The organism is Flavobacterium sp. (assembly GCF_965284515.1).
In the GTDB taxonomy this organism is placed as follows: Bacteria; Bacteroidota; Bacteroidia; order Flavobacteriales; family Flavobacteriaceae; genus Flavobacterium.
The window spans coordinates 1,205,423-1,231,267 of record NZ_OZ260089.1 but is presented as its reverse complement, the minus strand read 5'-3'; the positions used below and the strand labels follow the sequence as shown (position 1 = coordinate 1,231,267).

General features: G+C 30.5%; 20 protein-coding genes and 2 tRNA genes. 11 read left to right on the top strand and 11 right to left on the bottom strand.

Annotation, left to right across the window (positions count from 1 at the left end; translation table 11 throughout):
- Window positions 1-79: 79 nt before the first annotated feature.
- From ACQ65T_RS05600 to ACQ65T_RS05585, 4 genes are read right to left on the bottom strand one after another with little or no spacing between them, the layout of a single operon-like run.
- Entirely contained in the window at window positions 80-2,350 is a 2,271-nt protein-coding gene (locus tag ACQ65T_RS05600) for a M1 family metallopeptidase (RefSeq protein WP_430400111.1), read from the bottom strand.
- Between the two features lie 11 nt (window positions 2,351-2,361).
- Complete coding sequence (locus ACQ65T_RS05595; RefSeq protein ID WP_430400110.1) at window positions 2,362-2,865, bottom strand: DUF6702 family protein; 504 nt, start codon at window positions 2,863-2,865, stop codon at window positions 2,362-2,364.
- On the bottom strand, window positions 2,855-3,712 hold the full coding sequence (locus ACQ65T_RS05590) for a hypothetical protein (protein ID WP_430400109.1): 858 nt from the start codon (window positions 3,710-3,712) through the stop codon (window positions 2,855-2,857). Before ACQ65T_RS05590 ends, ACQ65T_RS05595 begins: the two co-directional genes overlap by 11 nt.
- Window positions 3,696-4,508, bottom strand: coding sequence for a hypothetical protein (locus tag ACQ65T_RS05585; RefSeq protein WP_430400108.1), 813 nt, complete (start codon window positions 4,506-4,508; stop codon window positions 3,696-3,698). Before ACQ65T_RS05585 ends, ACQ65T_RS05590 begins: the two co-directional genes overlap by 17 nt.
- Window positions 4,509-4,581: 73 nt before the next feature.
- Between ACQ65T_RS05585 and pepE the strand changes: the two genes are divergently transcribed.
- Window positions 4,582-5,289 (top strand): dipeptidase PepE, encoded by a 708-nt coding sequence (gene pepE, locus ACQ65T_RS05580; RefSeq protein WP_430400107.1) that lies wholly within the window; start codon window positions 4,582-4,584, stop codon window positions 5,287-5,289.
- Between the two features lie 32 nt (window positions 5,290-5,321).
- Here the strand turns inward: pepE and ACQ65T_RS05575 are convergent.
- Window positions 5,322-5,394, bottom strand: a tRNA-Gly gene (locus ACQ65T_RS05575).
- A gap of 23 nt (window positions 5,395-5,417) precedes the next feature.
- Window positions 5,418-5,490 (bottom strand) — tRNA-Gly (locus tag ACQ65T_RS05570).
- A gap of 293 nt (window positions 5,491-5,783) precedes the next feature.
- Here ACQ65T_RS05570 and ACQ65T_RS05565 point away from each other — a divergent pair.
- On the top strand, window positions 5,784-7,373 hold the full coding sequence (locus ACQ65T_RS05565; protein WP_430400106.1) for a L,D-transpeptidase family protein: 1,590 nt from the start codon (window positions 5,784-5,786) through the stop codon (window positions 7,371-7,373).
- On the opposite strand, the gene ACQ65T_RS05560 is transcribed toward ACQ65T_RS05565, so the two are convergent.
- A complete protein-coding gene (locus ACQ65T_RS05560) occupies window positions 7,362-8,093 on the bottom strand; it encodes a murein L,D-transpeptidase catalytic domain family protein (RefSeq protein WP_430400105.1) in 732 nt (243 codons plus the stop codon). The two genes, ACQ65T_RS05565 and ACQ65T_RS05560, sit on opposite strands and share 12 nt — an antisense overlap.
- A gap of 189 nt (window positions 8,094-8,282) precedes the next feature.
- Between ACQ65T_RS05560 and ACQ65T_RS05555 the strand changes: the two genes are divergently transcribed.
- The 7 genes from ACQ65T_RS05555 (at window position 8,283) to ACQ65T_RS05525 (ending at window position 18,030) form a co-directional block, all read left to right on the top strand.
- Window positions 8,283-10,700, top strand: a complete 2,418-nt coding sequence (locus tag ACQ65T_RS05555) for a DUF5916 domain-containing protein (protein ID WP_430400104.1) — start codon at window positions 8,283-8,285, stop codon at window positions 10,698-10,700.
- A gap of 51 nt (window positions 10,701-10,751) precedes the next feature.
- Entirely contained in the window at window positions 10,752-12,269 is a 1,518-nt protein-coding gene (gene gpmI / locus ACQ65T_RS05550; protein ID WP_430400103.1) for a 2,3-bisphosphoglycerate-independent phosphoglycerate mutase, read from the top strand.
- Window position 12,270: 1 nt separating this feature from the next.
- The gene (locus tag ACQ65T_RS05545) at window positions 12,271-12,840 is read left to right on the top strand and encodes a thioredoxin family protein (protein WP_430400102.1); all 570 of its coding nucleotides are present in this window, start codon (window positions 12,271-12,273) and stop codon (window positions 12,838-12,840) included.
- Window positions 12,841-12,955: 115 nt separating this feature from the next.
- A complete protein-coding gene (locus tag ACQ65T_RS05540; RefSeq protein WP_430400101.1) occupies window positions 12,956-13,627 on the top strand; it encodes a TetR/AcrR family transcriptional regulator in 672 nt (223 codons plus the stop codon).
- Window positions 13,624-15,285, top strand: a complete 1,662-nt coding sequence (locus tag ACQ65T_RS05535; RefSeq protein WP_430400100.1) for a peptidase domain-containing ABC transporter — start codon at window positions 13,624-13,626, stop codon at window positions 15,283-15,285. The genes ACQ65T_RS05540 and ACQ65T_RS05535 overlap by 4 nt, the downstream gene beginning before the upstream one ends.
- A 2-nt stretch (window positions 15,286-15,287) precedes the next feature.
- Window positions 15,288-16,640, top strand: coding sequence for an HlyD family secretion protein (locus tag ACQ65T_RS05530; protein ID WP_430400099.1), 1,353 nt, complete (start codon window positions 15,288-15,290; stop codon window positions 16,638-16,640).
- A gap of 7 nt (window positions 16,641-16,647) precedes the next feature.
- On the top strand, window positions 16,648-18,030 hold the full coding sequence (locus ACQ65T_RS05525) for a TolC family protein (RefSeq protein WP_430400098.1): 1,383 nt from the start codon (window positions 16,648-16,650) through the stop codon (window positions 18,028-18,030).
- A gap of 47 nt (window positions 18,031-18,077) precedes the next feature.
- Here the strand turns inward: ACQ65T_RS05525 and ACQ65T_RS05520 are convergent, their stop codons facing one another.
- On the bottom strand, window positions 18,078-18,419 hold the full coding sequence (locus tag ACQ65T_RS05520; protein WP_430400097.1) for an RNA recognition motif domain-containing protein: 342 nt from the start codon (window positions 18,417-18,419) through the stop codon (window positions 18,078-18,080).
- Between the two features lie 144 nt (window positions 18,420-18,563).
- Between ACQ65T_RS05520 and map the strand changes: the two genes are divergently transcribed.
- Complete coding sequence (gene map, locus ACQ65T_RS05515) at window positions 18,564-19,382, top strand: type I methionyl aminopeptidase (protein WP_430400096.1); 819 nt, start codon at window positions 18,564-18,566, stop codon at window positions 19,380-19,382.
- On the top strand, window positions 19,382-20,152 hold the full coding sequence (locus tag ACQ65T_RS05510) for a class I SAM-dependent methyltransferase (protein WP_430400095.1): 771 nt from the start codon (window positions 19,382-19,384) through the stop codon (window positions 20,150-20,152). The genes map and ACQ65T_RS05510 overlap by 1 nt, the downstream gene beginning before the upstream one ends.
- Here ACQ65T_RS05510 and ACQ65T_RS05505 read toward each other — a convergent pair whose 3' ends face one another.
- The 3 genes from ACQ65T_RS05505 to ACQ65T_RS05495 all read right to left on the bottom strand — a co-directional run bounded on the left by ACQ65T_RS05505 (window position 20,153) and on the right by ACQ65T_RS05495 (window position 25,763).
- Window positions 20,153-21,169 (bottom strand): FAD:protein FMN transferase, encoded by a 1,017-nt coding sequence (locus ACQ65T_RS05505; RefSeq protein WP_430400094.1) that lies wholly within the window; start codon window positions 21,167-21,169, stop codon window positions 20,153-20,155.
- Window positions 21,147-21,509: a Na(+)-translocating NADH-quinone reductase subunit F gene (locus ACQ65T_RS05500; protein ID WP_430400093.1), complete on the bottom strand. Its 363-nt coding sequence runs from the start codon at window positions 21,507-21,509 to the stop codon at window positions 21,147-21,149. The genes ACQ65T_RS05505 and ACQ65T_RS05500 overlap by 23 nt, the downstream gene beginning before the upstream one ends.
- 90 nt (window positions 21,510-21,599) lie before the next feature.
- Window positions 21,600-25,763 (bottom strand): M43 family zinc metalloprotease, encoded by a 4,164-nt coding sequence (locus tag ACQ65T_RS05495; RefSeq protein WP_430400092.1) that lies wholly within the window; start codon window positions 25,761-25,763, stop codon window positions 21,600-21,602.
- Window positions 25,764-25,845: the final 82 nt, after the last annotated feature.

The following is a 25,845-nucleotide window of genomic DNA, read 5'->3' as shown; positions in this document are numbered from 1 at the left end:
GTGAACCTCAAAAATCTTCGTTAAAATAAAAAACCTCGAATTCTAAAATTCGAGGTTTAAATAGTTAAGTTATTAAAAATTATTTCTTTTCTAATTCGTCAAATTTAGACTTAACAGCTGCACTTGGCCAAACGTTGTTGTTTGTATCAATATCTGCAGTTTCTAATTTAGGGTCTAATTGTATTTTAACTACTTTTTTATTGGTTGCAAAAACTCTTTTAGACGTTTCATTATTTCTTCTCCAAATTTGAGCTGGGAACGTATGATTTTCAGAAGTTCCATCATCAAACTGAAGCTCAACAATAATAGGCATAATCATTCCTCCTAATTTTTCAAATTCAACTTCATAGAAGAATTTTGGAGATTTTAACTTTGCTCTTTCTTCTGCAGTATAGTTTTTAGCTACATAATCTTCTAGCATTTGAACTTCATTACTATTGAATGCTTTTTTAGTAGCAGGATTGAAATCTTCGTTAGATTCATCAACTAAATAAAGGAACGGACCATCATCGTAAGTGAAACGACCTGTTCTTACTCTGTAGTTTTTTAACTTAGCAGTAGGCTCAGTAGATACATAATATTCTTTTACATCTTTAAGTGCAATATCTACATAGTCTGTAGAATAGAACCAACCTCTCCAAAACCAATCTAAATCAACAGCAGAAGCATCTTCCATTGTTCTAAAGAAATCTTCAGGAGTTGGGTGTTTAAATTTCCAACGCTGAGCATAGGTTTTAAAAGCATGGTCAAATAATTCGTGACCCATAATTGTTTCACGTAAAATATTTAAACCTGTAGCTGGCTTTCCGTAAGCATTAGCACCAAAATTGTAAATATTTTCAGAGTTCGACATAATTGGTTCTAAATATTGTTGATTTCCTTTCATATATGGAACAATTTTAGCCGCTGGCCCTCTATCTGTTGGGAAGTTTTTATCAAATTCTAACTCTGTTAAATACTCTAAGAATGTATTTAAACCTTCGTCCATCCAAGTCCATTGTCTTTCATCAGAATTAACAATCATAGGAAAAAAATTGTGTCCAACTTCGTGAATAATTACACCCAACATTCCATACTTCACTCTATCTGTATAGTTTCCAACAGCATCAGGACGACCAAAATTCCAACAAATCATTGGGTATTCCATCCCTTGATCTTCTGCCGAAACAGAAACAGCTTTTGGATAAGGATAATCAAATGTATGCTTAGAATAAGTTTTTAATGTTTGTGCAACTGCTCTAGTTGAATATTCTCCCCAAAGCGGATTTGCTTCTGGTGGATAAATCGAAATAGCCATTGGTTTATTTGAAGCTAATTGAACAGCCATAGCGTCTAACATAAATTTTCTAGAAGTTGAAATACCAAAATCTCTAACATTCTTAGCTTTATATTTCCATATTTTCTTTTTGTCAGAAAAACCTTTTGCAGCTGCTTCTGCTTCTGCTTGAGTAACTATTAAAACAGGCTTATCGAAAGTTCTTTGAGCCAATTCCCATCTTTTCATTTGCTCTGAATTATATACTTCTTTTCTGTTTTGAAGTTCTCCAGTTGCTTCCATCATATGATCTGCAGGAACCGTAATGTTCACATCATAATCTCCAAATGTTAAAGCAAATTCACCTCTTCCCCAAAACTGCATGTTTTGCCAACCTTCTACATCGCTGTAAACGGCCATTCTTGGGAAAAACTGAGCAATTACATATAATCTATTACCATCAGGGAATTGTTCGTAACCAGAACGACCTCCGTCAATTTGGTAATTATTAATGTTATACCACCATTTAATTGAGAAAACTGTTTTGTCTCCTGGCTTTAGTGGAGTTGCTAAGTTAATACGCATCATCGTTTGATTTATCGTATAACTCATATTTTTACCTGATTTATCTTTTAAATATTCAATATGAAAACCGCCTTCAAAACCGTTTTCCATAAATTTTTTAGCAAATCTATCCGCTGGTAAAGCCGGATCCATTCTTTGACTTTCAACTAATGGCGTTTTAGAATCTTGCGCACGCATATTTTGATCCAATTGAACCCATAAATATTCTAAGGCTTCTGGTGAATTATTATAATACGTAATTGTTTCTACACCGTATAGTTTTTGATTTTTATCATCAATTTCTATATCCATTTTATAATCAGCTTTTTGCTGATAATACGCTGGACCTGGAGCTCCAGATGCAGTCCTGAACATATTAGGCGTTGCCATAATATCGTACATTTGACGAAATTTATTTTCGTTATAATGCCCTTGTTCTCTTTTCTTTTCTTCCGTTTTAGTCTCTTGTGCAATTGAAGTAAAAGAAACTGCAACAGCTAATAAAGAAGAAAATAAGATTGATTTTCTCATTTTTGGGTTGTTTAAAATTCTAATAAAGTTGAACGTTCGCTATATGTCAACAAAAAGCTCTTTTTGTTACCATTAATATCTGTATGTACTATATTTTTTTGCTCACTGAACATTTCTGTAAGTACGGAATTATAGATTTCGAAAGTAGTTATTTTTTCAGAGAATTGCACTTTTAAATAACAAATTAACACATCATCTTCAACTTCTTTTGTTATAAATGTAACTTTATATGGTTTGTTATTAATAACCAATTTTATTTTCTCTTCAAGATATTTCTGAATATAAGCATCTGCTTCAGGAATTTCTTTTTTTGTTGATAAATAGAAATTTTTATCGTATTTATTCTTTAAAACTTTTTCAAAATCATCTATAAATATTCTTGAGGTAATTTCAATCCGTTGTTTTTTGGGTACGAAGTCAATTTGAGTAACAGAAACATAAAACTTATGAACCGTAAAAGAACTCATTATAGAGAATACTGTTAGGAATAAAATTATTTTAAATTTATTTTTCATTTGGTAAAGATATTGATTCTTCATTAAACTTCTTTTTAAATTCATTTCCTTTTAGAATTAAGTATTCTAGTAATTGTAATTCGTTTTCTGGGTTTAATATTTCTACTAATTCAAAACTTGACAATTCTGCAAAAGCCAAGAAAGAAGTTATTTTTTCATTTTTAATTTTTAAAGTTGATACGAAAAAATGATGTGAATAACGTTCTTTAATATGTTCTGAAAACGATTTTGATTGAACTTCACGTAGCTTTCTATTTGCAATAACAGCTTCAACATTTTTTTTTGGATTCCCTTTTATCCCTAAAAGTTTGCCAATTCCTTTACCAATTCTCTTAAAATCAATTGTTGAGCCACCTGAAGCAAAATGATCTGGTGAAGTACTTATTTTAGGGCTTTCATAATATTTATCGTCTTCATAGTATTTTACCACTTTCATATCTATAGAACTAAATGGATCATAAACCTTTATTTTTTTCATATCCTTCTCTAGATCACCTGTTAAAGTATATGGACTAACAATAATCTCATTTAATTCATTAATTTTAATGTTTAATTGAATTTCTAATTCATCAACATAAAAATCTTTTCTTGTGAGAATGTATTTTTTTGAAGTAAAAGAAAGCGCCTGAAAAAATAAGGTATCATTTTCTTTAGCTTTAATGTAAAACACACCAAATTCATCAGTAACAGCTCCAATATTTGAAGAAATATTAAATACTGTAATGTTTTCAACATCTAAAGAATCAGTAACAACTTTTCCTTTTAATGTTATTCTCTCAACATTTTGAGAAAAAGTTAATTTAGAAAACATTAAAACAAACACAAAGCAACTAATTCTTTGAACCATCTTCATCATTAATGTTTAGGTTTTTAAGTTTTAAATACTGAACCGAAAGACCAACTAGAACAAATTCAGTAGCTGTTTTGTTATCTTTTAAATAAACTGATACAAAGTTTCTGTTCTCAATTAAATAATATAAAAAGCCAAACACATGATCTTCCGGTATTTTTAATTTATCCATAAAGTAATTATTACTAAAATCTAATTGAATTGCTTCGAGTAAAAATTCCTTTTTTTCAACCTGAATCTCTTTTTTTAGCATTTTGGTTCTACCAGAAATACCATTAATTATGCCATCTAATGAAACAGACGTATTTAATCCGTATGTATTGCCTCCACCAGTTGCTGTGTACAATTTTCGTTCTGCAGGTGTATATGTTTTTTGATTAGCTGGAACAATACCTAAAGAAACAGGATTTATGCTTTTATATTCAGTTAATATAACTTCGTTTAAAGTCGTTTCCAAAGCTTCCATTTTAACAAACAATAAGTCTTCACCAAAATCTTCTTTCTTAACGATATACTGAACTGCTTTTAAATTTACAGCACTAAAAATAATGGTATCATTAATTTTTGCCTTTAAAGCGAAGTATCCCCCTTGCAATGAAGTTGTGACTTTCTTTTGTGTACGATTAACAACATGAATATCCTCAAGATTTGAAGATTCAGAAATTATTTTCCCTTTTAAAATTGTGTCATTTTGGGCCGACAACGAAAGTGAAATAAAAAAAATAAAAAAGTAAATTCTTTTAATAGCAAATCGAATTTGATTAATAATTGTAAATGTAATCGCAACAATCAAAAATAAATATTAAAAGCATGGTAAATTTATGTTAAACAAATTGATAACTTTGAAGTTGTAAAAATACTAAAACATGAGAAAATTAATAATAGCCAGTACTTCAACTTTACATGGTGGAGATTATTTAGATTATTTATTCCCAACATTAAAAGAACATTTTAAAAATGTAAAAACATTATTATTTATCCCTTATGCTAGACCAGGAGGAATATCTCATGATGAATACACGAAAATTGCTGCTAAAGCACTTCAAAAACTAAATATTACTGTAAAAGGAATTCATGAATTTGAAAATTCAATTGAAGCTGTTAAAAATGCTGAAGCTATTTTTACTGGTGGTGGAAATACCTTTTTATTAGTCACTGAATTATATAGAAATAACATTTTAGATAGAATTGAAGAAGTTATTAATAAAGGGACCCCATATTTAGGAACAAGTGCTGGAAGTAATATTTGCGGGCTTACAATGGGAACAACTAATGACATGCCTATTATTTATCCCCCTAGTTTTAGAACTTTGGGTTTTGTTTCATTTAATATCAATCCGCATTATTTAGACCCAGATAAGAATTCAAAACACATGGGAGAAACAAGAGAAACAAGAATTAATGAGTTTCATAAATTTAACCCACAACCTGTTTTAGGTTTAAGAGAAGGAAGTTGGCTTGCAGTTGATGGAGATTCAATAGTATTAAAAGGAGGCTTAACGGCAAGATTATTTAGACAGAACAACAACCCTATAGAATTAGAACCTGATAGCGAACTAAATAATATAAAATAAAAAAGTCCTGCAATATGCAGGACTTTTTTTTGAGCGAAAGACGAGGGTCGAACTCGCGACATTCAGCTTGGAAGGCTGACGCTCTACCAACTGAGCTACTTTCGCATAAGGTATTTTCAATAAATTAGAGCGAAAGACGAGGGTCGAACTCGCGACATTCAGCTTGGAAGGCTGACGCTCTACCAACTGAGCTACTTTCGCATTTTTTGGTGTGCAAATATAATCCAAAAAAATTATTCAATGCAAATTTTTTTTAAAGAAATTTACATTTAATTTAATAAAAGAAATTAAAAAAACACATACAACGCTTATAAATAACTAAAAGCCAAAACTTTATATCTTACCAAGTTGATGGATTTATTTGTTAAAAATTATTTAAAACTATTGGCACAGGTTTTGATATAATGTACGTAGGTCGTTATAATATGATATTTAACGGGATTTTATTAAAAAATATTAAAATATTATTTACTTTATAATAGGAATCTAGATATATGATAAATAAATTACTATCAATTTTAATACTATTTTTTTTTATTAGCTGTAAAGAAGAAAAAAAACCAACTTCAGAGGTAAAACTACCTCTTGAAGACCCTATTACCCATGCTATTATTAGACCAATTGACATAAATTTAATTGAAAAAGAAAATGATAGTATCATATCGTATTATAAAAAATTCGATGATTACGAAATCTGGTTTAATGATGAAAATAGAAAAGATTTAATTAATGAAATCAAGTATTCCTTCAAAGAAGGATTGTTTCCGAATGACTATAACTATGAACAAATAGTTGACTTAGAAAACAAAAGAAAAACCATGGGTGATTCAGAAATTATTGCTTATGACTTGATTCTTACTGAATCTTTTCAAAAATTAGCAACTCACTTGCATTGCGGAAAAACAAATCCCAAAGAAATATATGAAAATTGGGATATTCCTCAAAAATCTGTTGCTTTATCTGAATTACTATACAAAGCAATTAAACTTAGAATTGTTGCAACAACATTTAAAGAGTTAAAACCTCAACATTCAACATACAATTCACTTAAAAAGAGTTTAATTAAATTAAATAGCCTGCCTGAATACAAATTAAAAAAAGTGTATTTAACAGATAAAGTAGAACCTAACGATACTTTAAATGAAGTTGTACAAATTAAAAAACATCTTATTTATTGGAAAGACTTTAAAAACAGAGACAGTATTATTACTCCAATATATGACAAATACACAGTACAAGCCATTAAGAAATTTCAAAAAAGACATGGCTTGAGCCCAGATGGCGTTATTGGTCAAGGCACATTAAAAGCATTAAATATTACTCTAAATGAAAGAAGAGAACAAATTTATGCCAATTTAGAAAGATGGAGGTGGTTTCCTGATGATTTTGGAAATGAGTATTTACTAATAAATCTTCCAGACTACAAACTTTCTTATGTTTTAAATAATGATACTATTGCCGAACGAAGAATTGTTGTTGGGAAACCAAGTAGAGAAACACCAATACTAAGTTCTAAACTATCAAATTTTGTATTCAACCCTACTTGGACGGTTCCACCAACAATCATCAAAGAAGATTTAACACCCTCTGCTTCAAAGAATAGAAACTATTTTAATAGAAATAGAATAAGTATTTATGATTCAAAGGGACAACTTGTAACTCCAGAAAATTGGAATTCAAGCAAAGCAAAGTCCTACAGGTATGTACAAACACCAGGATATGACAATTCTTTAGGTTTAGTAAAATTTAATTTCCCTAATAGACATTCTGTATATCTACACGACACAAATCATAGAGATTACTTCGTAAGAGAATACAGAGCTTTGAGTTCTGGTTGCGTTAGAATTGAAAACCCTTTACAATTATCTGAAACCATTCTTAAAAAGGAAGATGAAAAGAAATGGAATAAGGCTGAAATAGACACTATCATTAATAGAAAAAAAACAAAATATATTGCCCTAAAGAATTCAAATATTAATATTTATTTATTTTATTGGACAAGCTGGTCTGATAAAGATGGACTTCAATTTAGAGAAGATATTTACAACCTAGATTCGAAACTTTTTTCAGCTTTAAGAAACTAATTTAGATTTAACCAAATAAGTTCTAGAAGGATGATAAATAAATAAACAAGATTTATCTTTTATTATATTTATAAATTGTTTGTGAATAGCATAAGGCACAGCCGGGCAACCAAGGCTTCTTCCAAGTCTTCCGTTTGCAATCGCAAATTTTTCAGAAACATAATCAGCTCCATGAATTACTACAGCTCTGTTTCGTGCATTATCATTAATACCATATTCTAAACCATCTAACCTTAAAGACATTCCATGTTTACCATGATAAACTTCTCCAGTAGAATAAAAACCTAAACTACTTTGAAAAGATTCTGCTTTGTTAGAAAATCTATTCGCAAATTCTTCACCTGAATTTCTTCCGTGAGCAACCAATGATCTTAAAATAATTTTTTTACTAACCATATCAATTACCCATAATCTTTCTTCTTTTGAAGACAGACTAAAATCAATAATAGTTAAAAAATCTTTTTGGACAATTCCTTGTGACCTTAATTGATTATAACCTTCAAATGCTTTAGAAAAACAATCAAATTGAGGTAAAGAAAATTCGTTCTCAACAATATTCTCGAAAAATAACTGAGCTGGAGTTTTTACAATTACTTTATTATTAGCCGCCAATAAACTTGGTTCATTTACTTTTTTTACTTGCCCATCATCATCATTTTTATTGATAAATCCAAAAGAAAACAGACACAAAAAAAGAAGGGTTAATAACTTGTAATTCATTGTAATTGTAATAGTTAGTTGGCTTAATTAAGATTCCAAATATATTTAAAAAAAGTTATGAAACAAATTATTTTTCACTTTTTATCGAAAAAATATGCGTTTAATCGGTGTTTTCTTATAAAGTTAAACTTTTTATAATTTTTTTCATACATTTTATAATCCTCTTATTTTTGTACAAAATAAAACCAAATGCATAAGCAGCTGATAATCATAATTTTATTGTTCTTTTCTTTTAGTAATCTAGAAGCACAAAACAATACAATTACCAAAAAGAATTTACTTGCCAATAAAATAAATGAATCCATTATCATTGATGGAAACTTAAATGAGGCCATTTGGGATGAAACTGAAGTTGCTACCAATTTTTTTATGTTTGAGCCTGATAATGGGAAACCTATTAGCGACAGCAAAAAAACAGAAGTCAAAGTTCTTTATGATAATGAAGGAGTATATATTGGAGTAAAGCTATATGATGATGAACCTTCTAAAATTTTAAAAGAAATCACAGAACGTGATGATTTTGGTACAACTGATGCATTTGGCGTGTTCATTAATGGCTTTAATGATGGACAACAAGATTTTAGATTTTTTGTAACCGCAGCTGGTGGACAGTTGGATTGTATTGCAACCGAACAAACCGGAGAAGATTTTTCATGGAATGCAATATGGAGTAGTAAAGCTAAAATTACCGATTTTGGATGGGTAGTGGAAATGAAGATACCATATGCTGCATTAAGGTTTTCTAAAGGCACTAAGCAAACTTGGGGCATAAACTTCATTAGAGAGATAAAAAGAGATCGTCAAATATACACATGGACACATGTCGACTCAAAAATTGGTGCTGTAATTCAACAAGCTGGAATATTAAACGGAATTGAAAACATAGAACCACCAACAAGGTTGTTCTTAATACCTTACGCTTCAAGTTATTTAAATAGCAACAATGAAGAAACAAGCTTTACAGCAAAAGGTGGTTTAGACGTTAAATATGGGATTAATGATGCCTTCACATTAGATGCTATTTTAGTTCCAGATTTTGGCCAAACAAAATTTGATGATGTTATATTAAATCTTGGTCCTTTTGAACAACAATTTAATGAAAACAGACCTTTTTTTACTGAAGGAACCGATTTGTTCAGCAAAGGAAACTTATTATATTCAAGAAGAATTGGCTCAGCACCGGGTTTTTACCCAACCATAATTGGCAATGAATATATTTCAGAGTATCCAGCTAATGTAAATCTATTAAATGCAATCAAAATTTCTGGAAGAAATTCAGACGGACTAGGAATTGGTTTTTTAAATGCTATTACCGAAAAAACAGATGTAAGCATAATAAACCCCGATAATGGCTCTGTAAGAAACGAAACCGTTTCACCTTTAACCAATTACAATGTTACCGTTTTCGACCAAAGGTTCAATAAAAACTCATCCGTTACTTTTATCAATACTAATGTAACTCGAAACGGAAGTTTTAGAGATGCTAATGTGTCCGGATTATTGTTTGATTTAAATACAAAAAAGAACACATACAATCTTTCTGGTGACATTAAAATGAGTAGTATTTATGATTTGGAAAACAAAAGTGGATATAACACATCGTTGAACTTAGCCGAAACAAGCGGGAAAATAAGATATAGTATTGGTGGAAATTATGTTTCAAAAGATTTTGACAACAATGATTTAGGAATAAACTTCCAAACCAACTATAGTTCTTTGTATAGCAATGCTAGTTATAGAATTCTTAACCCCACAAAAACATTCAATTCTTTTAGGTTGAATTTCAATTCTTTTGTTCAATTTAATAATTCTACCTCAAAAATACAAGGTAATAATTTTGGGATGAGTGTAAATTCCACAAATAAGAAAAATCACTTTTTTGGAGGAGGAATTAACTATAATCCCTTTGAAAACTATGATTACTATGAACCTAGAGAAAACGGAAAGTTTGTAATTTATCCTAAAAGTTATGGAGGTTGGTTCTATTTTTCATCAAATTACGCTAATAAATTTGCATTAGATACAAATCCATATTTCACGAACACATCTGAAACTGACAGATATGATTACGGTATAAGTATAAGCCCTAGATATCGCTTTAACGATAAGATTTCTGTCATCTACAACTTCAACTATTGGAAACAAATTAATAATGTAGGATATACAGATAATGACGGCACAAATATAATTTTTGCTAAAAGAGACAGAGACACATACACCAACAGTATAAGCGGAAAGTATTCAATTAACAGCAATATGAACTTTAATTTATCAGTGAGACATTATTGGTCTTATGTAGAAAATAATAGTTTTCAAAATCTAAATGATGATGGTACCTTAACTGAGAATACTATATACAACGAAAATAGAAATTCAAATTTTAACAGTTGGAATCTAGACCTTACTTATTCATGGTGGTTTGCACCTGGGAGTCAAATTTCTGTTCTGTATCGTAATAATGCTGCAACCTTTGACAGAACTACAAACAAAGACTTTAGCAATAACTTTTCTAATTTAATTAGCGACAATTTAAATCACATTTTATCCGTAAGTATTAGATACTATATTGACTACAATCAAGGAAAAAATTGGTTTAAAAAAACATAAATAATTCTGTTGTAACGCTTGAATATTTATCTTTGTACAAACACTTTTAAGATGAATAAGAAAGTAATTTTAATGATTCTTGACGGTTGGGGGAAATCTCCCGATCCTAAAGTATCTGCAATAGACAATGCACACACACCATTTATAGATAGTTTATACACTAAATATCCAAATGCACAATTAAGAACTGACGGACTTAATGTTGGCTTACCAGAAGGCCAAATGGGAAACAGTGAGGTTGGTCATATGAATTTAGGAGCTGGTAGAATTGTTTATCAAGATTTAGCCAAGATAAATTTAGCTGTGGCAAATAAAACCATGAATCAAGAAAAACCTTTAATGAATGCTTTTGATTATGCTAAGAAAAATAACAAAGCTGTACATTTTTTAGGATTAGTTTCAGACGGAGGAGTTCACTCACACACTTCTCATTTACGTGGTTTAATTGACGTAGCTCAGGCTGAAGGAGTTCAAAACATGTTTGTTCATGCGTTTACAGATGGCCGTGATGTTGATCCAAAATCAGGTGCAAAATACATTTCAGATTTAGAAAACTATTTAAAAAATACCAATGCGAAACTAGCTTCTATAATAGGGCGCTATTTTGCGATGGATAGAGATAAACGTTGGGAAAGAGTAAAATTAGCTTATGATTTATTAGTGAACGGAATGGGTACAAAAACCACAAATGCAGTGGATAGTATTATACACAGTTATGCTAATAATGTGACCGATGAATTCATTCAACCTCTAACAGTAGTTGATTCTAAAAACAACTCACTTTCTGTAATTAAAGAAGATGATGTTGTTATTTTCTTCAACTTTAGAACAGATAGAGGTCGCGAACTTACAGAAGCCCTTTCACAGAAAGATTTTCATGAACAAAACATGCATAAATTGAACTTATATTATGTTACCATGACTAATTATGATGACACTTATACAAATGTTCATGTTATTTATGACAAAGATAATATTACAGAAACTCTAGGTGAAGTCTTAGAAAAAGCAAATAAAAAACAAATTAGAATAGCCGAAACCGAAAAATATCCGCACGTAACTTTTTTCTTTTCAGGTGGCCGAGAAGAGCCATTTATTGGAGAAAGTAGAATATTAAAAAACTCACCAAAAGTAGCTACATATGATTTGCAACCCGAAATGAGTGCTTTTGAACTAAAAGACGCTTTAATTTCCGAACTTAAAAAAGGGGAAGTTGACTTTGTGTGTTTAAATTTTGCAAATGGCGATATGGTTGGTCATACAGGTGTAATGGAAGCTGCAGTAAAAGCATGTGAAGCAGTTGATGTTTGTGTAAAAGAAGTTGTCGAAACTGCTGTAGAAAACAACTACACAACAATTATTATTGCAGATCATGGAAATTGCGAAACGATGATAAACCGAGACGGAACACCAAATACCGCACACACCACAAATCCAGTTCCAATAATTTTAATAGACAATGAACTTAAAAACATTAATAATGGTGTTTTAGGGGATATTGCGCCAACAATTTTAGACATCATGAACATCGAAAAACCACAAGCAATGACTTGTAAATCTCTATTATAATATGAAAAATATAATCTCAATTTTAGCAATTACAATTTTATTTAGTTGTTCATTACAAAAAAACACAAAAGATGTTGATAATAGTAAAATAGGGTTAAGCCTATCAAACAAGCATAAACAAATTGAAGACGGAATCTTAGTCGGAAAAGCCAGAAGAACTGATTTACAACAAATTCCTTTTAACGATTGGTTTATTAATGGATTTAATGAATATAGTATATCAGAGGAAATAGAAGAAAAAATCGAAGAGAAAATTCAAGAATATACTATTACTGTTTTTATGGGAACTTGGTGTGAGGACAGCCAAAATCAAGTGCCAAAGTTTTATAAAATATTAGAAGAAGTAGATTTTCCTTTAAGAAAAGTGACTTTGATTACAATGTCAAGAGAAAAAACAACTCCTGAACAATTTGAAAAAGGTTTGAATATAACAAACGTCCCAACATTTATATTTTACAAGAATGGGAAGGAAGTAAATCGTATTGTTGAATCGCCAAGAGTTAGTTTAGAACAAGATATGATTGACATTTTATATGAAAACAATTATAAACATATTTATATTCAAAAATAAATCAAATTTTAATCCTGAATTTCATCAGGATTTTTTTTGAACAAAACTTAAATAAAAGTTAAACAATTATGATTTAATAGTAATGCTATTATATTTGCATATAAAATTATTATAAATGCAGAATTTACTATCTAATTTAAAAATAACTATTAACGATAAGCTATACGTAAAAGACCCCGAAACATCGGAACTAGGACGTAGGATATTAAAAAATAGCATTATTCTAATAGACGAGATTGGTTTTGAATCTTTTACATTTAAAAAACTAGGTGAAAAGATTCAATCTAATGAGAGTTCAATTTATAGATATTTTGAAAACAAGCATAAATTATTAATTTACCTTTCATCATGGTATTGGTCTTGGATAGAATATAACTTAGTATTTGCTACACACAACATTACAAATCCACTAGAAAAATTATCTATAAGCGTTAAAATAATTACTCAAAACATAATAGACGATAAAAACACACCACATATAGATGAATCGATTTTAAATAGGATTATAATCTCAGATTTCTCAAAAACATTATTAACTAAAGATGTTGATGCTGAAAACAAAGAAGGTTTTTTCTTGGTCTACAAAAGAGTGATTAATAGATTAATCCTTATTATTAACGAAGTAAATCCAAGCTATCCTTATGCGAAAAGTTTAGCTTCTTCAATAGTTCAAGGTTCATTGCATCAACACTATTTAAAAGAACATTTTAAAACAATTACAAATCTTTCTGAAAATGATTGTTTGTCTGATTTTTACACACACTTGATTAAAAAAACACTATCATGAGTCCAATAGAACGATTTAAAAACTTAATTATAGTTGATAAAAAAGACGTTTATCAACTTCTAATTTATGCTGTTTTGGCAGGATTAATAAGTTTGTCAATACCATTAGGAATACAATCAATAATAAACTTTATTCAAGCAGGTCAAGTAAGTACTTCTTGGATAGTACTAGTCTTTATAGTTGTTATAGGTGTTGCTTTTGTAGGAATCCTAAAGATTATGCAATTTAGAATTACAGAAAATATTCAACAAAAAATATTTGTTCGTTCTTCGTTTGAATTTGCTTACAGGTTTCCTAAAATAAAATTCAACCAAATTTACAAGTATTCGCCACCAGAATTGGCAAATAGATTTTTTGACACACTAACAGTACAAAAAGGGTTTTCAAAATTAATTTTAGAAGTTTCAACATCTGCACTTCAGATTATATTTGGTATATTATTATTATCGTTATATCATCCATTTTTTATATTCTTTGGAATAATTTTACTAGTACTTTTATATTTTATATTTAAGATAAATTTCGATTCTGGCTTAGAAACAAGTTTAAAAGAATCAAAATACAAATACAAAGTCGCTCACTGGCTACAAGAAATTGCTAGAAATCATTTAAGTTTTAAAAACGGAAAACTTTTTGACTTTTCACTAAACAAAAACGACAGTTTAGTAAACGAATATTTAACACATAGAGAAAGTCACTTTAAAGTATTAAGAAAACAATTCATTCAACTTACAGGTTTTAAAGTACTTATTACAACAGGCTTACTTATAATTGGTGGAATATTAGTTCTAAATCAACAAATGAATATTGGTCAATTTGTTGCAGCAGAAATTATAATTATTACCATTATTTCTGCAGTTGAAAAACTATTTTACGGTTTAGAATTATTTTATGATGTTACAACTTCTCTAGAAAAGCTTGGAACTGTTGTAGATTTAGAATTAGAAAATCAATACGAAAATAAAAATTCAAATTACTATATTGAAGATGATTCCATTTGTTTAGAAGCAAAAGAAATTTCTTTTCAATTTCCTGATAGTGATTCACCAGTAATAAAAAACATTAACCTAACAGTTAATAAAGGAGACAGAATGTTGATCCAAGGTGAAAACGGAAGTGGAAAAACAACATTATTAAGATTATTAGCAAGATTACTAGAGCCTTCTACAGGAAGCATCTTTTTAAACGACACCAACGTAAAAAAATATTGCATTGAAGACTTTAGAAACAATATAGGTGTAATTACAATAGATGATAGTCCATTTGAAGGAACTATCTATGAAAACATAACATGCAACAATCCTGAAATCTCTAAAAAAGAAGTTTCACAGTTATTAGAAAAATTAAAATTAACTGAGTTAATAAAATCACTACCTTCAGGATTAGACACTTTAATGATTTCTGAAGGAAAAAGAATAAACTCAGCCTCAATTCAAAAAATATTATTGGCTCGTTGTTTAATTACTAAACCAAAACTATTATTTTTAGAAGAACCAGTTGAGAAATTAGACAAATATTCAGCTGGAGAAATAATTGATTTTTTAACTGCTCCAGAAAATCCGTGGACATTAGTAGTAATAGCTAAAGGCAACTACTGGAAAGAAAGATGCACTAAGATTACAACATTAGAAAACAATACAATCAAATCCATTAAATAGCCATGTTAAACATAACTAATAACAGAATAGATAAATGGGTTGATTTAGATAAATATAAATCAGCTAAAGTCTTTGAAGACAATAAGGGCTATCAAAGCATTAAAAAAACAATCTGGGTTTTAAGTGTTTTATTATTAATAATATTATTTCTTCCTTGGACTCAAAACGTTTCTGGAGCAGGTTCAGTTACCACTTTAAAACCCAACCAAAGACCTCAAACGGTTCAATCTGCAATTGCAGGTCGAATTGAAAAATGGTATGTGAATGAAGGTGATTACGTAAAAAAAGGTGATACTATATTGTTTATCTCAGAAATAAAAGAGGATTATTTAGACCCAAATTTGGTTGAAAATACGGGAAATCAGGTCAAAGCAAAGGAGAGTGCAGTTGAATCTTATGAAAATAAGGTTAAAGCTCTTGACATGCAATTGAATGCAATTGAAAGTGAAAAAAACTTAAAATACAAACAAGCACAAAACAAACTAAAACAAGCTTATTTAAAAATTAAAAGCGACAGTATCGACTTTGAAGCTACCAAAACTCAATTAAAAATCGCAAGAACACAATTTAACCGTTCAATTAATCTTAATAAAGAAGGTTTAAAGCCAATGACTGATGTTGAAGAAAAAAGAATGAAACTTCAAGAAACTGAGGCAAAAATAATAACGCAAGAAAACAAATACATCACAAGTCAAAATGAGGTTTTAAACGCTACAATGGAACTTAATCGTATAGTAGCAGAGTATTCTGAAAAAAATGCAAAAGCAAGCAGCGACAAACAAACCGCTTTAAGCACACAATTTGACACCGAAGCACAAGTTAACAAGCTAAAAAATCAATATGCTAATTATCAAATACGTAATGGCATGTACTATATTCTAGCTCCTCAAGATGGATATGTTAACCGCGCACTTCAATCGGGTATAGGCGAAACCATAAAAGAAGGCACTTCAATTGTAAGCATAATGCCTGCTAATTTTGATATTGCTGTTGAAACTTATGTCAATCCAGTAGACTTTCCATTAATACATAAAGGCGAAAAAGTTAGGGTTTGGTTTGATGGGTGGCCTTCAATAGTATTTAGTGGTTGGCCAGGAGCTTCTTATGGAACTTTTGGCGGTAAAATTGTAGCTAAAGAAAATTTCATTAGTCAAAACGGAAAATATAGAATATTAATTGCACCTGATGATAGTCAAAAGGAATGGCCTAAGGAATTAAGTATTGGAGCTGGAACTCAAACCATTGCGCTATTGGAAGATGTTCCTATATGGTTTGAAATATGGAGAACTTTAAACGGTTTCCCTCCAAACTACTATAAGCCAACGGGTAACGATGCAAAAGCTGAAATTAAGTAATAAAATTATGAAGAGAATATTTATATTGCTTTTATTATTATCAACTGGTACAACATTCAGCCAAAACAATTTGAATGAATTAACATTTGAAGAGTATTTAGGGTATGTAAAAAAGAATCACCCCTTAGTTAAACAAGCTGATTTAAAAATTACAGAAGCACAAGCTAAATTAATGAAAGCCAGAGGAGGTTTTGATCCTAAACTAGAAGCTGAATATAATGAAAAGCAATTTTCAGATAAAAATTACTACTCTGTTTTTAATGGATCTTTTAAAATCCCTACTTGGTATGGTGTTGAAATAAAAGCAGCATTTGATAATAATGAAGGTATATATATTAATCCAGAAAATACTTTGCCTAATAGCGGTTTAACTTCATTAGGAATAAGTGTTCCAATAGGCCAAGGATTATGGATTAACGAGAGAATGGCTGATTTAAGAAAAGCTAAAATTTACCAAAAAGTAAATGAAGCTGAACGCAAAATAATGATTACCGAAGTGCTATTTGAAGCATCAAAGAGTTATATAAATTGGAAAAGAAATTTTGACGAAGTAAAACTTTATGAAGATTATTTAAAAAATGCAACCACACGATTTAATGGAATAACGATTTTAATTGAAGAAGGAGACAAACCTGCAATTGACAGTATTGAAGCAGGAATAACAGTTAAAAACAGACGTTTAAATTTAGAAAATGCAAATCTAAAATTATTAAAATCTAAATTAGTTTTATCAAATTATTTGTGGACAGAAGAAGGTACTCCTCTTGAATTAGAAAATAATATTTACCCAGAGTCAGAAATTGAAAAGGATTTTTTATTTACTTTAAAGATTGATGAATTTCAAAACTTCAGTATTGAAAACCATCCTAAAATTGAAGCTTTAAATCGCAAAATTGAAATCCTAGATGTTGAAACGAAATTATTTGCAAATAGTTTTTTACCTAAAATAGATTTGAATTATAATTATTTATCAGAACCAAGTGCTTTTGATGATTACAGGTTAAATGATTACAAGTTTGGTGTAAACTTTGCATTTCCTTTATTCTTAAGAAAAGAACGAGCAAATTTAAAATTAGCAAAAATCAGAGTAAACGAATCAAAATTTAGTTTGAATTTTGAACAACAATCTTTAATATCAAAAATTGAATCACAAAAATTTGAAATCAATTCGTTCAAAAAACAAATCAAACTAAATACAGAACTTGTAAACAGTTATGACCAAATGCTTAAAGCTGAAGAACGGTTGTTTCAAATGGGAGAAAGCTCTTTATTTTTAATTAACTCAAGAGAAAATACATTAGTTACCAGTCAACTTTCAAATATTGCATTGCAAAACAATTATTTACAAGCAGCACTAGAGTTATACAAAACTATGGCCAATCCACAATAAAAAAATCCCGCTAAAAGCGGGATTTAATTTTTCATAAAAGTAAGTTATTAATAACCTCCTCTATTGTTATCTCTGTCGTTAGAGTAATTTCCTCTTCCACCACCGTTTCCTCCACGGTTATTGTTAAAGCTTCTTCTTTCTCCTTCTGGTTTTGGCTCCGATTTGTTTACAACAATCGTTCTACCTTCAACAGTTCCACCGTTTAACTCATCAATTGCTTTTTGAGCTTCAGCGTCATTTGGCATTTCAACAAAACCAAACCCTTTACTTCTTCCGGTAAATTTATCCATAATTATTTTAACTGAATCAACAGTACCATAATCTTCAAAAAAACCTCTTAAATCTGCTTCCTCAATACTGTATGGAAGACTTCCTACGAAAATATTCATTTATATAAAATTTATTGCTTCAAAGGTAGACTATTAATAGATACCAAAAATTTTTATTACGTTTATTTTAACAAACAAATTATAATTTTTTATGATTTATAATTAATATAGAAAATTGTACTTTTGCCTTCATAATTTTTTGATATGATTGTTATAAAAACAAGAGAAGAAATTGAGTTAATGCGTGAAAGTGCCTTAATCGTTTCTAAAACGTTAGGATTATTAGCTAAGGAAATAAAGCCAGGAGTTACTACTTTATACCTGGATAAACTTGCAGAAGAATTTATTAGAGATAATGGTGCTGAACCAGCTTTTTTAGGAATGTATGGTTTTCCAAATTCATTATGCATGAGTCCAAATACTCAAGTTGTTCATGGAATACCTAATAACACACCTCTTGTTGATGGCGATATTATATCTGTTGATTGTGGTGCTTTAAAAAATGGTTTCTACGGAGATCATGCCTATACTTTTGAAGTTGGTGAAGTAGCTGAAGAGACTAAAAAATTACTTCAAGTGACTAAAGAATCTCTTTATATAGGTGTTCGTGAAACTAAAGTAGGAAACCGTGTTGAAGATATTGGGTACGCAATTCAACAATATTGCGAAAGTCATGGATATGGAGTTGTTAGAGAGTTATGTGGCCACGGAATTGGAAGAAAAATGCATGAAGATCCAGAAGTAGCAAACTATGGAAGACGCGGACGTGGAAAAAAACTTGTCAACGGAATGGTAATTGCTATCGAACCGATGATTAATATGGGAACCAAAAACATCGTACAGCATAAAGACGGTTGGACTATTACTACAGCAGACAGAAAACCTTCTGCTCATTTTGAACATGATGTAGCAATAGTGGACGGAAAACCTGAATTACTTTCTACATTTGCTTATATTTATGAAGCATTAGGAATAACTTCTAATGAAGAAGATGGATTAAGACAAATTCCTTTTGTACTGTAATGAAAAAAATATTCAAGTACGTTTTAAATACAATTCCAAGACCTATTCTTATTAGATTAAGCATTGTGGCTCGTCCTGTAATTGCTTTTTTCTTGAAAGGTAATAAATTCACGGACCCAATTGATGGCAAAAGCTTTAAAATGTTTTTACCATATGGATATGAAACACAAAGAAACAATGTACTTTCTCCAAGTACACTTTCATTAGAAAGACACCGTTTGTTGTGGTTATATTTAAAAAATGAAACTGATTTTTTTACTTCAAATCAAAAGCTAAAAGTATTGCATTTTGCGCCTGAACAAGAGTTTTACAAACGTTTTAAAAAACAACAAAACATAAATTACACAACTACCGATTTACTTTCTCCATTAGCCGATGTAAAAGCAGATATTTGTAATTTACCTTTTGAAGATAATGCTTATGATATTGTTTTATGCAATCATGTTTTAGAACACATTCCTGATGACACTAAAGCGATGCAAGAATTATATCGTATTTTGAAACCAGGTGGAATGGGAATATTTCAAATTCCACAAGATTTATCACGTGAAGTTACTTTTTCAGATGATTCTATTACCGATACTAAAGAACGTGCTAAAATATTTGGGCAATACGACCATGTTAGAATTTATGGCAGAGATTATTTTAATAAACTAAGAAGTATAGGTTTCAAAGTAGAAGAAGTAGATTATACCAATACAATTTCTCCTGAATTGGTTGAGAAATATTGTTTAGCTAAAGGCGAAATTATTCCGGTTTGTTTTAAATAACTACTCGTTAAGCAACTGATTAAAATTTTCTGAAGTAAAACGTTGCATTATATTATTTTCATCAGCATACATTATCATAACGTATAAATCTGGATGCTGTTTTATGAATTCTTTACTTTGTTCTAAACTCATAACCATAAAAGCTGTCGCATAACCATCGGCCATTTTACAAGTCGAAGTCAATACCGTTGCACTTAACACATTACTTTTTTGAGGCTTTCCTGATTTTGGATTTATAGTATGCACGAATTTTTCACCTGAAATGGTGTCGGTTATTACTTTACGATAATTCCCTGAAGTTGCCATTCCTAAATTTTCTAATTTAACGGTTGCGATTAATTCACGTTCATTTTTAGATTGCAATGGATCATCTATACCTACTATCCAATTCTTATCATCAATAGTATTTTTCCCTAAGGCAAATAATTCACCTCCAATTTCAACTATTGCATTTTCAATTCCTTTTGATTTAAAAAAATCTATAACTACATCTACTGAATATCCTTGTGCAATTGCATTAAAATCAAAGTAAGTTGATTTATGTAATTTTGAAATGGTTTGATTTGAATTCAGTTTTACTTTATCAAAACCTACATAGTTCAACAAACTGTCAATTTGAAGTTGATTTAGCTCTTTTCTTTCATTATTAGGTCCAAAACCATATGCATTTACTAAAACACCAATAGTGGGGTCAAAAAGACCATTTGTTTCCTTATAAATAAGGTTTGACGCATTAAATGTTTCTACAAACATATCATCTACAATAATTGTAGAATCTCCTGCATTTAACTGTGAAATTTTAGAGTCTGATCGATAAGTAGACAATGACATATCAAAAGCCAACAATAACGAATCTATTTGAGCTTTAGAAACCAATTCTTCACTAGCAATATATTTAATTGAATAAGTACTTCCTTGTGCTTCACCTTGAATTACAAAAAATTGACTCTCTTTTTTTTGACAAGAAGCAGTAAGAATTAAGAGTACTAATAGGTTATAAAAGTTCTTTGTAGCCATTGTAATTGATGATATAATCTGAATTAGTATAAATAGGTTTTTCTAAATCTTCTGCATTTGCAATTCCAACTCCTGCAAATAATACTTTTGCTTTTTTTGCTTTTGCATGGCTTATGAATGTTTCAACAAATAAAACATTTGGTTCTTCAGGATTTATAGGATAAGGAACAACCTGAACCATTACAAAATGTAGTGTATTTTGTGTGTCTACACAAACAAATTGAGGATGTTTTTTTAATTGACTGTTTATTGCAATAAACTCAAAACCTTTTTTTTCAAGATCTTTCCCTACATGGTTCATTCCAATTTGATGTAATTCTTGCTCTGTTAACTCTTCCATAATACAAAAGTACAAATTGAATTGATAGAAATAAAAAAACCGATTCATTTCTGAATCGGTTTTTGTGTTTAGAATTATGCACTCTTGTTTTTATAAAATAATCTTTTCTGTTTTAACTTGACCATTTTGAAGTTTTACTTTCACAATCAAAGCTTGATTACTTGATTTTAATGTTGAAATCGTAAATGTGTTAGCATTTATGGTTTTATTCTCATAAAGCTTTCTTCCCAATACATCAAAAACAATAATTTCATTGATGTTCTCTTTTGATGAGTTAACATGAATCTCATTCGAATTAACAAATACATCCATTGTATTTGCATTTGTAAATTCATCAGAACTCAAAGATCCACTTTTATAAACAATCTCAAATCGATTATTGAAAGTTCCCTCTTGTGTTGTAAAACTATATGCAGACGATTTTAAATCATGTATGATATTATTTAATTTATCTTTTATAAATACATCTTGATTATCAAATAAACCATCTACATTTTCTATTGAAATAGTATATGCTCCTGCTGTTAATGCTTTAAGTCCTAATGGAACAATATCTTCATCGTTAAAAGGAAGTGATTTTCCTTGAATTACATATTCTTCGTTATTAACTATATTGTATAGCATTGGTTTTGAAGTATCCAATACCTTAGCATCAATTCCAAAGTCAACTCCATTACTTGCGCCTTCAATATAACCAACCAATATTTGATTGTATGATGTATTTGAATCATTTAAATTCAACCAAATTCTATGTCTTTCTAATGAACTTGTAGACGCATTTCTATAGAATTGAGTACTTACAGAGGCATCTTCTCTTTGTAAATTATTAAAACTTGCTGAACCGGCTGATGTTGCTTGCACATAAAAACCTTGACCCGTTTGTATAGTTCCGTTTGGCACTTTTCCACTTGCAAAAGCAGCAACTCCTCCTGCTCCAGATGTATAGGTAGCAAAGTTATTTTGCGGATAAATTCCTCCACTTGCAGCAGTAGTATTGGTCCAGAAATACAACGCACCAATATTAGTATTATCTGTTAAGAATGTATTTGCATCTACAGGTGACGGATATGGATTTCCAAGTACGTTATAACCTAATCCAACACTTTGATTTACTATTCCATTAATTGGAACACCCGTAAACTGACCGTTGAAAACCGTTGGACCTGTATAGGTATTGTCAGCACGAATCATATAACCTTTTCCAGCAACAAAATTAGTAGTCGCATCAACAGATTGATAAGCTGTAGGCGTATCTACTCCAGTAAATAAATATTCATAGAAACGTGTTGAGACCGTGTTTGGAGAAAAAGCTTGTAATTGCTGACCAACAACTGGTGTAGACCAAGCGGTGTAATCTAAACGATTCATTACAGTAGCATTTCTTTTAACAATAATGCTTCCAGTATTAACTGCTGCATCATCTATTTGACGCAATGCTGCATTATTTTCAACCGTTAATGAAGAGCCAGCAACAACTGTTACATCTCCATCAACAATAAAAGTATCTCCAGAATTAATTGTAACCTGTGCATTATTTGTTATAGTTACTGAACATGCCTCAAGATCTGATGATGATGAATAATTACCTGTAATAGTTACCGAAGTATTTTTTAACGGTGAACCATTAGACCAAGCTGAACCATCCCAAGTAGTTGCAAAATCTCCACAATTAATTCCGTTCGAAGCTCCAACAGCATAACCACCTCTCATTTCCGAAGTAAAACTAGCTTGTAAAACTACATCTGTTCCAAAGGCACTAATACTAACTGGCACTTCTTCTATAACGTAATCTGTAAAATTAGCATAGGTAACGCTGCTTATTGCTGCATCTTTTACTTTAAACATTCTTAATTGAGAACGTAAATTACCAGTTGCTGATTCCCAAGCAGCAATTTCAGCTTCAGTAAAATATAATGAAATTGTAAAGTTACCCGAAGCCGTATCATTTGTAGGGTCTACATAAAAGGTTTTAGATAAGATTCTATTTGCTAGCGCAGGGTCTATAAAATTTGTAATAGCCGCTCCTACAGAAGTATTACTTCTATCAACTTCAATCGTTGTACAACCATAATCAAAGCCAGATGCAGAATTTACAACTGACATTATGTTATTATTTGAAACATCTCTTGAAACAAAATTACCAGATCCAGTAAATGCTGATTGATATAAAGTTGCTGCATTAACTTCGGTTTGTACAAGTGTTGAACTAGTTGCTTGTAATAAAACCGAGTCAAGTAATAATAAACCAACGTTTGTTGCGGAAGTATTATTATGTCTAAATACTAAATATCCTGTCTGACCTGATAAAGCTAATAAATTATTATTTCTTAATTGAGTCGTATTCTCATTAATAACTAAATTTGACTGCACTAAAGTTCCGGCTAAAATAGCCGCTTCTGAAGCTATACTATTTGTAAAGTAAACGCTAAAATTTCCAGCATTTCTTGTTGGACCACCATTATCATAAGCTCCTACTATGTATGACAAATTCACAACACTAGCACCTGAAGGAATTGTAATTTGTGGACTTATTAAATAATTATTTGGATTAGCAGTACTAGTAGCCCCACCAAAATATCCGATTCTTTTCTCAGAATAAACACACGTTCCACTAAGTGTATTAGGAACAGTTCCAAATCCGTCTAGACCCGTAACACTTCCCCAATTTCTTGTATCACCATCACCATCTATAATCAACCATCCAGTTAGATCCTCAAAATCTTCATTAATCAATGTTGAATTTACCGTTAATGTAGGAAGGGTATCATCATTAACAATTGTCATGCTAAAAGTATTTCCGTCAGTATTAGCAACTGCATCTCCACCATTAGCGTTAACCGTAAATGATATAATTAATTCTTCGTCAGATTCTACAACACCGTCATTTAAGACTCTAAAAACTAAGTTTCTATCAGCCGTTGAACCTGATGTAAAAGTAACCGTAGGGGTCATAATTTGAATATCGCTCGCGTCAGCTATTGAAGCTCCATCAATTGAAAAAGTAACTGTTGCGTTAGCAGAAGGAGCTTTCTCAATATTTAAAGGAATCGTAAACTCGGTAAAGCTACAACCGTTTCCTTCAATTACAGATTTAACAGGTCTTGCTTCACAAGCTTCCCTTTTAAATTGAATGTAAGGAGTTGAAACAGGATTACAAACAGTAGAAACGAGCAAATCATCTCTTCTAGGAGAATTCATTAATACTGCAAGCATTCTATCGGATTGATCTTGCGTAAATAGGTTCATACAGGTATCATCTGTATAATCCATATAATTTCTAACCATATCTAAAGTCCCACAAGAGACATGTGTAGTTGGACAACCAAAATTGGCAGCGTCTGATTCAGGCGTATCTGCACAAAAGTCATCGACACCGCAACCACCGTCACCCCATATATGTCGTAATCCAAACATATGTCCTACTTCATGAGTCATCGTTCTTCCTCTATCATAGGGAGCACCATAAGTACCTAAAGGCGCAATAGTTCTTGAACCCCACGTTGTGTAAGCACAAACAACTCCATCAGTCGAAGCTTCTCCAGTAATACAATCTTGAGCTGGCATACCTTCAAGTCCAGAACCAGTTGGAAACTGAGCATAGCCTAATACACCTGCCAAATCGCCTCCAAAGTTGTAAGTCCACATATTTAGATATTTAGTAGGATCCCAAATAGTAACAGCCTTATTTGCTTCAACAGCAGCACCATCATATGAAGCAGCAGTAAAGAATCTTCTATCTATTCCGTTTGTAGGGTTTCCATTTGGATCAACTTGCGCCATACAAAATTCAATCATTGTATCTACACCAGCACCATCACCAGGAGTTCCTGTCATTTTTCTAAAATCTTCGTTGAAAACTTGGATTTGAGATAAAACTTGAGCATCGGAAATATTTTCATTTCCAATACCTGTTTCATTATGAATAATATGCACTACAACCGGAATTGTAATTACAGATGGCATTCTACCCAAGCGCTTTAATCTTTTAACTTCTTGTATTTTTGGAGCCAACCATTCCTCAAATTCTTGTGTTGATTTTCTATTAGGATATTTTGCTTTAAGCAAAGCTTCATTTTGATTAGAATAACATCTAATAACTCCATTTGGATCAATTTCATTTTCTGGAATTTGAACTGATCTCCCAAATTGTTTTAGGGATTTTTTATTTTTCTCTAATGTTTTATTATTTTGAGCCGAAACAAAAGTTAAAGCTGAAAATATAAAAACAAAAAAAAGTAGGTATTTTTTTTTCATTTTTTAAGTGATTTGGTTAAATAACTATGCAATATAGAATAAAATAGATTTATTTCAAAAACAGTATAAAAATTTTATGAAT